This window comes from Pseudomonas sp. MD330_10 (assembly GCF_042610415.1).
In the GTDB taxonomy this organism is placed as follows: Bacteria; Pseudomonadota; Gammaproteobacteria; order Pseudomonadales; family Pseudomonadaceae; genus Aquipseudomonas; species Aquipseudomonas rhodesiae.
Genome location: NZ_JBHGZU010000026.1, coordinates 47742 through 59078 on the forward strand (window position 1 = coordinate 47742; position 11337 = coordinate 59078).

11 protein-coding genes are annotated in these 11337 nt (G+C 58.8%); 7 read left to right on the forward strand and 4 right to left on the reverse strand.

Features of this window, described 5'->3' with window-relative positions; translation table 11 throughout:
* The first annotated feature begins 47 nt into the window (after nt 1–47).
* From ACFZPT_RS25520 to ACFZPT_RS25530, 3 genes are all read left to right on the forward strand, one after another.
* A complete protein-coding gene (locus ACFZPT_RS25520) occupies nt 48–302 on the forward strand; it encodes a hypothetical protein (RefSeq protein ID WP_034097267.1) in 255 nt (84 codons plus the stop codon).
* A gap of 20 nt (nt 303–322) precedes the next feature.
* Nucleotides 323–871, forward strand: coding sequence for a hypothetical protein (locus ACFZPT_RS25525; protein WP_034097269.1), 549 nt, complete (start codon nt 323–325; stop codon nt 869–871).
* A gap of 1374 nt (nt 872–2245) precedes the next feature.
* Entirely contained in the window at nt 2246–3163 is a 918-nt protein-coding gene (locus tag ACFZPT_RS25530) for a LysR family transcriptional regulator (RefSeq protein WP_034097271.1), read from the forward strand.
* A 30-nt stretch (nt 3164–3193) separates the two neighbouring features.
* On the opposite strand, the gene ACFZPT_RS25535 is transcribed toward ACFZPT_RS25530, so the two are convergent.
* The 3 genes from ACFZPT_RS25535 to ACFZPT_RS25545 are packed head-to-tail and all read right to left on the reverse strand — an operon-like array spanning nt 3194 to nt 5683.
* Complete coding sequence (locus ACFZPT_RS25535; RefSeq protein WP_379555924.1) at nt 3194–4393, reverse strand: NAD(P)-dependent alcohol dehydrogenase; 1200 nt, start codon at nt 4391–4393, stop codon at nt 3194–3196.
* Nucleotides 4394–4406: 13 nt separating this feature from the next.
* Nucleotides 4407–5195 (reverse strand): carboxymuconolactone decarboxylase family protein, encoded by a 789-nt coding sequence (locus ACFZPT_RS25540; RefSeq protein ID WP_034097275.1) that lies wholly within the window; start codon nt 5193–5195, stop codon nt 4407–4409.
* Nucleotides 5192–5683, reverse strand: coding sequence for a cupin domain-containing protein (locus tag ACFZPT_RS25545; RefSeq protein WP_169869060.1), 492 nt, complete (start codon nt 5681–5683; stop codon nt 5192–5194). Before ACFZPT_RS25545 ends, ACFZPT_RS25540 begins: the two co-directional genes overlap by 4 nt.
* A gap of 321 nt (nt 5684–6004) precedes the next feature.
* Between ACFZPT_RS25545 and ACFZPT_RS25550 the strand changes: the two genes are divergently transcribed.
* From ACFZPT_RS25550 to ACFZPT_RS25565, 4 genes are all read left to right on the forward strand, one after another.
* Nucleotides 6005–7252, forward strand: a complete 1248-nt coding sequence (locus ACFZPT_RS25550; protein ID WP_082136180.1) for a multidrug effflux MFS transporter — start codon at nt 6005–6007, stop codon at nt 7250–7252.
* 42 nt (nt 7253–7294) lie between these two features.
* Entirely contained in the window at nt 7295–8059 is a 765-nt protein-coding gene (locus tag ACFZPT_RS25555) for an SDR family NAD(P)-dependent oxidoreductase (RefSeq protein ID WP_379555925.1), read from the forward strand.
* A gap of 117 nt (nt 8060–8176) precedes the next feature.
* Nucleotides 8177–10561 (forward strand): membrane-bound PQQ-dependent dehydrogenase, glucose/quinate/shikimate family, encoded by a 2385-nt coding sequence (locus tag ACFZPT_RS25560; protein ID WP_052202187.1) that lies wholly within the window; start codon nt 8177–8179, stop codon nt 10559–10561.
* 99 nt (nt 10562–10660) lie between these two features.
* Complete coding sequence (locus ACFZPT_RS25565) at nt 10661–11089, forward strand: cupin domain-containing protein (protein ID WP_034114465.1); 429 nt, start codon at nt 10661–10663, stop codon at nt 11087–11089.
* A gap of 64 nt (nt 11090–11153) precedes the next feature.
* Here the strand turns inward: ACFZPT_RS25565 and ACFZPT_RS25570 are convergent.
* Nucleotides 11154–11337 (reverse strand): hypothetical protein (locus tag ACFZPT_RS25570; protein ID WP_379555926.1); only part of this gene is annotated, 184 nt, incomplete at its 5' end.

Genomic DNA, 11337 nt, shown 5'->3' on the forward strand with positions numbered 1-11337 from the left:
GCCTTCTTTTTGAGGGCTCGTCACTCAACACGATAGGGACATCACTTGTGAAATATCCAATCTGCGCCACCTTGGCGCTGTTACTGAGCGGCTGTCTGACCATGTCGGGTGAATACACCGTGACGGCTCAGGACGCCTCCGGCGGCCCGTTAACCAAGCTTGGCACCTTCACCGCCGAGGGCCATAACATCTACCCCATACGCAATGCGTTCTGCCTCAATGCGCCGGGGGCGACGGTCATCATTCGCGATGCCCGCACCGGCGAGGAACTGCGCAGCGAAAGCCCTTATCACTGCCGTTAAGCCTCAAAAAAAGGATTTCAATGAGAGCGTTTCTGATCGCAGGCCTGGCTCTGGCCGTGAGTGGCTGCGGCAATATTTCCAATATCCGTGCTTACAATACGGCCTATGTTGAACCCACATCCGGGGATACCGCACGCTTGCGTGTGATCACCAATGGCATGGCGCGCGGCGTGCCGGGCCGTGACTGCATCGACTGGCGTGTGCCTGGCGCCGGGGTGATGGCCGTGTCCGAGTCCGGCTTTGCGGGGCAGAATAATGGTCGCAGCCTGGGCATGCCCGAGAGCAACCGCCGGGTGGAGCCGCAAGGCTCCGCGCGTAGCGAACTGAAGGTGCCGGCGAACAAGCCTTTTGCCATGAACTTCCAGAGTGAGGGCTATGTTTCCGGCGGTAATTCCTATAGATGCAGGCAAAGCTTTCACTTCACCCCCAAGGCCGGGCAAGATTACGAACTGATCCTGCTCGACGGTGGCCAGTGCCTGGTCGCGTTGCAGCGCTTAAACCCAGCTGGAAAACCTGAAAACGAGCCTGTTGAGAAGGCAGGGCTGTGTAGAGCATTGGATGCCTTTTAGCTTGGGATATTCAGAATTCCAGCGATAGGTAGCTATCCGGACATTGCGGATAGTTCAAACCTAAACGTGAGCCGAATCAATGCGCATCGGGGGCGTGGCCTTTAGCCGACTTGACATACCAGGCGTATCCAAGAGGCAGAGAAGTGAGCCAGCTTGCACTTGCGGAGGAGGCAAGCTGGGCGAAACCAGAACCGAGTTGGTCGTCCGCTTTTGAGGTAGACATCCAGACAAAGGCCAAGCGTTTTCTGGCGCTGTCACGAGATGGAGATAGATGGCATCACCGACCACAATTTTTCTGACATGTCCGCTTATGGCCGAATTCAATCGGTCGTCACAGGCAGAAAACGGCCAGAACCGGATGTTTAAAGCTGGGACAATGAACTTGTCGAATTTCTTCCCGCTTTAAGAGTTTGCCGGCGCGCTTTTACACACTCTGGGCTGGCAAGTAGAGTTAGGAAATCAGCTCGTCCCTTTTTATAAAGTAGGTGCAAATGGTGGCTCCCTTCGTTCTCCAGGACTTTGATGTTGGATGGGTCGCCACCGACGCCGTCGGGCAGGTTGCGCTCTTCACTACGGGGGGGCCGGGGCCGGTTCCTGATTCCGCAATGCCCTCCGTCGAAAACTCCGAAGAATTTGTCCTCTCATTGCCGGAGGTGTCCGATGCAGATCGGGTCACTGCCAGGGCTGGCGTAAACGCTTTCGTTGAATTTGCCAAACGTGGGTTCTTCGCGTACGACTGGTCAGACGTTCATCGCGATTCACGCCAAGCCTTGAGGGGGTATGAGCTGCAATGCCGCCCACTGAATCCACTGACACTTTTCGATTTGCCTGCCCCTTTACGGGCATTAGCTGAGGCTACTCGGCTATCTGATGTAACCTTCGGAGCACCCATCATAGTGATCGGTGATCAGGTTTCTTAGCCTTCATTCGGCGATTCGGAGCCGCTTTTTTGGGCCGGAAGCTTTCAGTTGCGTACCGCAGCTCCCGGCCAATAGCTGCGCTTCGCGATTGACGACTTTCGACCCAAAGCGGTCATCCCGGGGCTAGCTCCCTAGACTGCCTCACAGTTGGGTATTAGCTGCTAGGTGACGTTCCAATCGCTCATCCCCGACAGAACATTAGGACGTCCGGTACAGCTCCTCGCGAATCAGAACCGATGTCGATTACCGACTACTCGTGTCACTCGCAACTCATTAAGCAGATTCGTGAGGGTGGAGCCCATAACACGCGCACAATCGACCCTAAAAATACTGATGAGCAATTTATACTTATGTGCTGATTAATGCTCATCGGTCATCAGCTCCATAACCCGTAGAATGGTGGCCACTTTGGATGGCTAACGGGGCCTCGTCCATCACGAACGGACCATGGGATATGAATCTTAACCGTGCGAATCTTGCCGATTTCGTTTATTTCCTGGCCATTGTCCGGCACGAGAACTTCAGCCGGGCGGGCAAGGAGGTTGGCATCAGTGCGTCTGCGTTGAGCCATGCCATCAAGGGGCTTGAGACGCGTCTCGGCGTTCGTCTCCTCAACCGCACCACTCGCAGTGTCACGCTGACGGCGGCAGGCGAGGAGTTGCACGGCTTTATCTGCAAACCTATGGACGAAATCGCTCAAGCAGCCGAAGCGTTGAATCGTTATCGGGATGAGCCTACCGGGCGTATTCGTCTTAATCTTCTCAGTGACGCTGCCGATCTCTTGTTGGGCCCGGTTCTCCCGGTGTTTAACGACCGCTACCCGGACATGCAAGTCGATTTGACAGTCACCAACCTGATCGTCGACGTCATCGGCGGCGGGCACGATGCCGGTATCCGTTACGGCGGTACGGTGCCCGAGGACATGATCGCTCAGCGTCTGTCGCCGGACATCCGCTGGGTGGTGGCGGGCAGTCGGGGCTATCTCAAACGTTTCGGCGTGCCACAGCATCCGAACGATCTTGTGCAACATCGCTGCCTGCGCATTCGCCTGGGCAATGGTGCCATGTATGACTGGGAATTCGAAAAGGACGATGAGCAGTTGGCAATTGCCGTCCCGGGCTGCATCACCATCGACGAAACACGCGTCGGGCTTTCGCTGGTGCGCCAGGGAGCTGGTCTGATGTACGCCCCGGAGCCTGCGATTGCTCCTCTGGTGGCGCGCGGGGAGGTGATCCGGGTGCTCGATGACTGGGCCAGCGTAGCCCCGGGATTCCACATGTACTTTTCGAGCCACCGGCAGGTCCCGATGGGCCTTACGCTGTTGATCGACCTGATCAGGGAACTTAAACCAATGGGCGAGTGCCTGCCGTAGCCGCATCAGACCTCGACGCGGCTGGGTATCTCAGGCTCGTTTCGAGGCGGCTATATCGACGACGAATCGATAGCGCACATCCTTATCGACAACTCGTGCATAGGCCCGGTCAATCTCGTCTGGATTGATCAATTCGATATCCGCGGTGATGTTGCGTGCCGCACAGTAGTCGATGACTTCCTGAGTTTCGGCGATCCCGCCAATCAGGGATCCAGCGAATGTTTTGCGCCCAAACGCCATCAGCATTCCGCTCAATCCTTGCAAGTCATCCAGAGCGCCGACATTAACGAACGTCGCATCCAGTTTCAGCAGGTTGACGAAGCGCTGCATGGGGTAGGCCTGCGGCACCGTGGAAATGATCAGGTCGAAGTGGTTGGCGAGTCGAGCAAAGGCTGCTTCATCGCTCCACAAGATCGCCTCACCCGCACCCAAGCGCTTGGCGTCCTGAACTTTGCTGGCAGTGGTGGTGAAGACCGTCACCTCGGCTCGCCGAGCGGCACCCAGTTTCACTGCAACATGTCCTAATCCTCCCAGGCCGATGACGGCGACTTTTTGCCCAGGTTTGAGGTTCCAGTGCTGCATCGATGAGAAGGTCGTGACGCCCGCGCAAAGCAGTGGCGTCATGGCTGCCAGGTTGGCGCCCGACGGCATGCGGATCGCAAAATGCTCGGCCACCACGATGCGTTCCGAGTAGCCGCCATACGTCATCCCTCCCAACACCTTGTCTGGGGATGCGTAGGTGAATGTCGTCCCTTCGAGACAGTTCTGTTCGCGGTCTGCCAGGCAGTTTTCGCAGTTACCGCAAGCGTCCACCATGCACCCGACACCTGCATAATCACCCACCTTGAATTTGCTGACCTGCGCTCCAACAGCTGAGACCTTTCCGACAATTTCATGGCCAGGCACGCAGGGGTAGGGTGTCTCGGACCATTCGCTGTGTGCGATGTGGATATCCGAGTGGCAGACGCCTGCATACTCAATATCGATCAACACATCTTTGGGGCCTACGGCCCGGCGCTGGATCTGCATGGGCGCAAAGCCCGCCCTGGCCCCTTTCGTGCCGTAGGCACGGACGCTGAACGGCCCTTTGAGTTGTGCGGGTTCCGAAGCCTGGGCTACTGATTCGCCTGCTCCGCTCAGCAAGGGAGCAGCCGCCAGTCCTGCTCCCGCCATCAGTACTTTGCGCCGACTCATGGCCGAAGGCGTCGCGTCAGATGTCTTTTCACTCATGCAGCTTCGCTCCTTAGGTTTTCTTGCGGCCAGCAAATACATCGTTGACCACAGGCACTGCGGTAAACACATTTGGCCATCCGGTGTAGAACGCCAGTTGTGTCAGCACCTCAGAGGCTTCTCCCTGAGTCAGCCCGTTGTCCATGGCTCGGTTGAGGTGTGCGCCGAGCTGTGCGACCTGCCCGGTGGCGATTAGAGCGCTGACCGTTATGAGGCTTCGATCTCGTGGGGCGAGCCCGGGTCGTAGCCACAAGTCATGAAAGAGCGCAGCGCTGGTGTAATGCACCACACCCGGTGATACCGGACCGACTGTCTTGTCGACAAAGGTCGTGCGAACTTTCTCGGATGCTTGGTCGATAGGTAGCAGCGGAGGGGACACGGGGGGGAGTTGCTCCACTGTGACGCCGCGCTGGGCGAACACCTGCTTGGTCACCAGGATGGTTGCGGTGGCATTGCCCCAACCGGTGTAGAAAGCCAGATGGTTGATGACTTCGGAAATTTCCGAAGGCTTAACGCCGTTATCCAAGGCCAGGTTCAGGTGGTAGGCCAATTCGACCGTTTGCTGCTTGGAAATCAGCACTGCGAGGGTGACCAGACTGCGGTCGCGAGGAGACAACCCGGGGCGTTTCCACACTTCTCCGAGCAGCATCGATTCAGTGTTGTGTGCCAACGTTGGAGACACGGCACGCATGTCATCCAGGCTTGGAACAGGAGGTACTTGAGCCGAGTCGCCGGGCGTATGGTTGGAGCACGCTGCCAGCAACAATGACAGTGAGGCCAGTCCGGCCTTTGCCCATTTCATCGCGACGCCTCGTACTGTGCCTCAGTGACAGGCTCCAGCCACTCCACATTCTTGCCATCCTGAGACTCCTGGATCGCAATGTGGCTCATCCCGGTCGTTGCAGTCGCGCCATGCCAGTGTTTGACGCCGGGTGGCGTCCAGATCACATCGCCAGGCTTGATAACGATTTTCTCGCCGTTTTCCTGCTGGATCCAGCCCATGCCAGCCGTGACGACCAATGCCTGCCCCAAGGGATGGGTGTGCCACACCGAGCGCGCGCCGGGCTGAAAGGTCACTGCACCTGCCGACACTTTCGAGGGTGCACGTACCGCAATCAGAGGATCGATCCGGGCGCTACCCACAAAATTTCCGGGCGCACCCATGATGGACGCCTGCTCGCCGTTGCGAACCACGTTCATGGTTTTCTCGGTGGGAATTTCGGCGCCGTAACCAGACATTGAGGCCATCAATGTCGCGGCCAGCGCAGATAGGGTGGCGAGTGCTTTCATCGGTAAGCTCCTGCTCGTTATTCGGAGGAGCTGAAACGCTAGAGGAACATCTTCGACAGAACTACCCCTCAAATCCTGCATGAAGCGATGAGCAATGCTCATCAGTAGGCCGTCAGACCACTGCCAACGCGGCGGGGACTATTGATGAGCATTCCTCACAGGAACATCCCGATCTTGGCGGGTTATCGTCTCAATCGAGGTTGATTACCGTAATCCCATCGAACAATGGCGTCGCGTTCCCCTTTCCAGCATTGAAGATCAAGGCTCCAGGAGAATAATCCTGCGCGGCAAGCATTCGTATTTTCCCCGAGAGAACACACAGTGAGCAAACTGGAGTTGATTGCGCCGCGTAGTGACGTCGCGCTGGCCGATGTATCGAAAAATACTGTTGAGCATGGGCTGCGGGTTCTGTTGATTCTCAGTGCATTGTTGGCGTTCGCCTCTATTTCCACTGACCTCTACCTGCCCGCGATGCCGGTCATGGCGACGTCGCTGCATGCCACCAGCGGCATGATGGAACTGACGGTCAGCGGTTATCTGGCGGGGTTCAGTCTGGGCCAGCTGTTCTGGGGGCCGTTCAGTGATCGCTTCGGGCGGCGCCTGCCAGTCGCGCTGGGGTTGCTGCTGTTCATCATCGGTTCCAGCGGCTGCGCGCTTGCTGCTGACGGCTCGACGATCATTTTCTGGCGAGTTGTTCAGGCATTGGGCGCGTGCGCCAATGTCGTCCTGGCACGAGCCATGGTACGCGACCTTTACGAAGGCCAGCGGGCAGCGCAGAAGATGTCGACGCTGATGACCATCATGGCAATTGCCCCATTGGCCGGTCCGACTGTGGGTGGGCAGATTCTGCACTGGTTGTCCTGGCAGGCGATCTTCTGGACGCTGGTGCTGGTCGCGCTGACGACATTGGCCAGTCTACTGTGGCTGCCCGAGACCCTTCCAGTTCGCCGTCGAACGCCTACTTCACCCCGTGCAATCCTGATGCGCTACGGAAGTTTGCTAAGCCACCGCAAATTCATTGGTTATGTCGCTGCGGGTGGGTTCTTTTACGCCGGAACGTTCGCCTACATCGCCGGCTCTCCGTTTGCCTACATCACCTACCACCACGTCACTCCCCAATGGTACGGCGCCTTGTTTGGCGCCGGGATCGTCGGGCTGATGCTCACCAATCAGATCAACGCCAGGCTGCTCAACCGCTACACCAGCGACACGATGATGACCGTGGGTGGGTTGGTATCTTGCGTGGCCGGACTGGTGCTCGCCATCAATACGTGGGCCGATCTGGGCGGACTGCCTCTGATGATCTGCGGCTGCCTTTTATTCGTATCAGCCACAGGGCTGGTGTTGGCGAACTCGATCTCGGGTGCGCTGGGCTGTATGCCTGAGTTCGCAGGCTCAGCCTCGGCGCTGGCCGGTGCTCTGCAATACGGCGCGGGCATTTTCGGCTCGGCGCTTGTGGCGATTTTCGCTGACGGCACACCCTGGCCGATGGGGTTGGTACTGGCCGTTTGCGGAGTGGGTTGCCTTGCCAGCGCGGTATGGGTGCTGCGCGCCCCTGACGATCACTGATCCATTTTAGAACTTGAACCATTGAAACTGAGGAACACCCCCATGAGCTTTTCATTCGAGAATCAGGTCGCACTGGTCACCGGCGCTGCGTCCGGTATCGGTCTGGCGACCGCGCAGGCCTTTGCCCGTGCAGGTGCCGCTGTGGCATTGGCCGACGTCAACGGCGAAGCCGCGCAGGCGGCTGCCGAGGCTTTGATCGCCGAAGGTCATCGCGCCATCGGTATTCGTTGCGACGTCTCTGACATGGATCAGGTCGAAGCGATGGTCAAGGCAGCCGTCGCCACTTTTGGCCGTCTGGACGCGGCGTTCAACAACGCCGGTATCCAGAACAAGCTGGCGGAAATCGCCGATGCGACGGTCGAGGACTACGACAAGGTCATGTCGGTCAACCTGCGCGGCGTCTGGAGCTGCATGAAGTTCGAATTGGAACACATGCGCCGCCAAGGCAGCGGCACCATCGTCAATTGCTCGTCTTTGGGTGGCCTGGTGGGTGGTGCCGAGCGTGCCAACTATCACGCGGCGAAGCACGGCGTGATCGGCCTGACCAAGAGCGCGGCCCTGGAATACGCCGCTCGCAACATCCGCATTAACGCGGTCTGCCCAGGGCTGATATGGACGCCGATGGCCGATCAGATGGTCGCAGCGGGGCAGGGTGACGCGCTAGCTGGCATGACCCGGATGATTCCGATGGGCCGTCATGGAAAACCTGAAGAGGTTGCCGATGCCGTGCTCTGGCTGAGCAGTTCGACTTCAAGCTATGTCACTGGCCAGTCCATCTCCGTGGACGGCGGGTTCATCATGCGCTGATGTGATTGCAGCCGCATACACCTGACGCCTAACGACAAAACCCCGGATTTCAGATTTCAACCTTGTTGAAGTCGTGGCCACGCTTCGCCTGAAATCATCTGAAAGGAACCCAGACCCATGCCGCCATTGAGCACTTCCAGGTTAACAACTGCACTGCTGATCATCCTCGGTATCGTCGTCTTACTTGTTGGTTTGGCGTTGCTTGTGGGGGGCGGGTATCTCGTCGTGCTGGGCGGGTCGTGGTATTTCGCGTTGGCGGGAGCGGGACTGTTTGTCAGCGGCCTGTTTTTGATACGGCAGCGGTTACCGGGAGCGGTGGTGTATCTGCTGGTGTTCGCCGCGTCGGTCGTCTGGTCGGTGTGGGATGTGGGCCTGGCGTTCTGGCCACTGTTTTCCCGGCTGTTCGCGTTGGGCGTGGCGTTGGTTTTTGTGCTGCTGGCGGCCCCGCATCTGCGGGCTCGCCGACGTCCCGCATCGGCACCGCTGGCATACCTTACGGCGGCAGTGGTGGCGGTTGGTCTGGGCGTAACCTTTTACACGGCGCTGCAACCGCAGCCTATCCAGACGGCTGACGGAACGCCAGCGCCTGTGCCGGGCAAGGCAGTCGGAACGGTTGAGCCTGCGACCGACTGGCGCTATTTCGGTCACACACCTTCAGGCACACGCCATGCGGTGGTCGACCAGATCACACCGCAGAACGTATCGGGTCTGAAGGTGGCGTGGACTTACCGGACAGGCGAAATTCCCGCAGGCAGCCAGGGCCATGTCGTGACGCCGCTTCATGTCAACGGCATGGTCTACGGCTGCACCCAGTCCAGTCAGTTGTTCGCGCTCGACGCCGACACCGGCAAGGAGATCTGGCATCACGATCCCAAGGTGCAAGCCAACAACACCTACCCGCGCTGTCGCGGCGTGGGTTACTACGACGCGACACCTGAGCAGGCCGCCACTGTCACGGCTGCTGGCCCGCAAGCCTGTGCGCGACGGATCATCGCCACCACCGTCGATGCACGACTGGTCGCAGTGGATGCGCGGACCGGGCAGGCCTGTACTGACTTTGGCGACCATGGCAGCGTGAGTTTGCGCATCGGCATGGGAGGCCAGGATCAGGATCTGTATTTTCCGACTGCGGCACCCACAGTGGTTCGTGATCTGATCGTTGTCGGCGGGCTGGTGTGGGACAACCAGAAAACCGGCGAACCGTCTGGCGTAGTCCGCGCGTTCAATGCGCGAACCGGGCAACTCGCCTGGGCCTGGGATCTGGGTAATCCGGCGATTACGCGTGAGCCGCCAGAAGGTCAAACCTACACCCCCGGCACACCGAATGTCTGGTCCACACCTGCCTTCGATGATGCGCTGGGTTTGATCTACCTGCCGACCGGCAACGCGACCCCGGATTTTTGGGGCGGCCATCGCACCGAAGCCGATGATCGCTATTCCTCTTCCATCGTCGCGCTGGACATTGCTACCGGCCGCGAACGCTGGCGTTTCCAGACCGTTCATCATGATCTGTGGGACTACGACGTACCCTCGCAGCCAGCGCTTTATGACGTTCCGGATGGCCATGGCGGCATGCTCCCGGCGCTCATCCAGACCACCAAGCGCGGCCAGATTTTCATGCTTGACCGTCGCACCGGCACCCCGATAGCGCAGGTCGAGGAACGACCGGTTCCACAGGGCGGCGTGGCTGACGATCGTACCGAACCGACGCAGCCATACTCTGTGGGCATGCCGTCCATTGGCACCGAGCCTCTGAGCGAAAAGCGCATGTGGGGTCTCACGCCGCTGGATCAGTTGATCTGCCGAATCGATTTTCGCAAGGCGCGCTATGAGGGTGAATTCACGCCTCCGAGCGAGCGCCTGACGATTCAGTATCCGAGCTGGTTGGGAGGCATGAACTGGGGTTCGGTTTCCATCGCTGAAAACCTTGGCTACATGATCGTCAACGACACCCGCGTTGCCATCTGGAATCGCATGATTCCACGCGCCGCCTACGACGAGAAAACCCTCAGTGGCGGTGGCCATGAAGGCAACGCGCCGCAGGCGGGCACTCCGTGGGGTATCGAGCAAGGTCGCTTCCTCTCGCCGCTGGGCATCCCATGCCAGGAACCGCCTTATGGCACTCTCACGGCCATTGATCTGGCGACGCGCAAGATTGCATGGTCAACGCCCTTGGGTACGACCGAGCAAACCGGTCCGTTGGGTATTGCAACCCATTTGTCGATGCCAATCGGTATGCCTACTCGGGGTGGTCCGATCACCACCTCGACAGGGTTGGTGTTCATGGCCGGCACTCAGGATTTCTACATCCGCGCCTTCGATGTGCGCACGGGCAAAGAACTCTGGAAGGGACGTTTGCCGGTCGGCGCTGAGGCGACGCCAATGACCTACGTCTCGCCCAAGACCGGCAGGCAATTCGTGCTCATCAGCGCGGGCGGCAACTCCGCCACTACGCAAAAAGGAGACTACATCGTGGCATACGCGCTGCCTGATCAGGCCTGATGGCGGACATCGCTGATATCAGTCGGCATTGCAGCGGCCTGACCCAGGTCACCGCTGCATACACACCTCAAAACCAACACCGAAACGAAAGGAAAAGTCATGGAACTCAAACGCCCAGGTTCGCAGCCCTCCATCAAAGGCCCGGAGGAGTGGTTCACCGGTACTGTGAGGATCGACCCCCTGAACTTCCCGCCGGAACCGGCCCGAGTGTCCGTTGCCAGTGTGACCTTCGAACCCGGGGCACGCACTGCCTGGCACACCCACCCGCTCGGACAGACCCTGATCGTCACCGCCGGCTGCGGCTGGACGCAGTGCGAAGGCGAGCCCATCGTCGAGATTCGTGCAGGCGACGTCATCTGGTGCCCGCCCGGCCACAAACATTGGCACGGCGCAACCGCCACCACCTCAATGACTCACATTGCGGTGCAAGAAGCGTTGAATGGCAAAAACGTTGAATGGTTGGAAAAGGTTACGGACGAGGAATATGGCGTTGGTCCTGCTGTTGCGCCTCATGACCACAGCCACTGAAGCGTTGGTCAGCTATTTAACATTTATTCATGATCACTGATTGATCGCACTCGGGCCCATTTGGCTAAGCCTTGGTATTCAGGACGCAGTGCTGCTTCACCGCTGACCGATCCTTGCAACCTACTGTGGAAATGCTGAGCCAGAAGCCGTCTTTTTTTAAATGACCGCTTCTGGCCCAGAGTGTGTAAAAACGCCCGGACATACCCTTGCTATGATTTCTGAGAATTTCATCGCAAGGGAAGCCCATG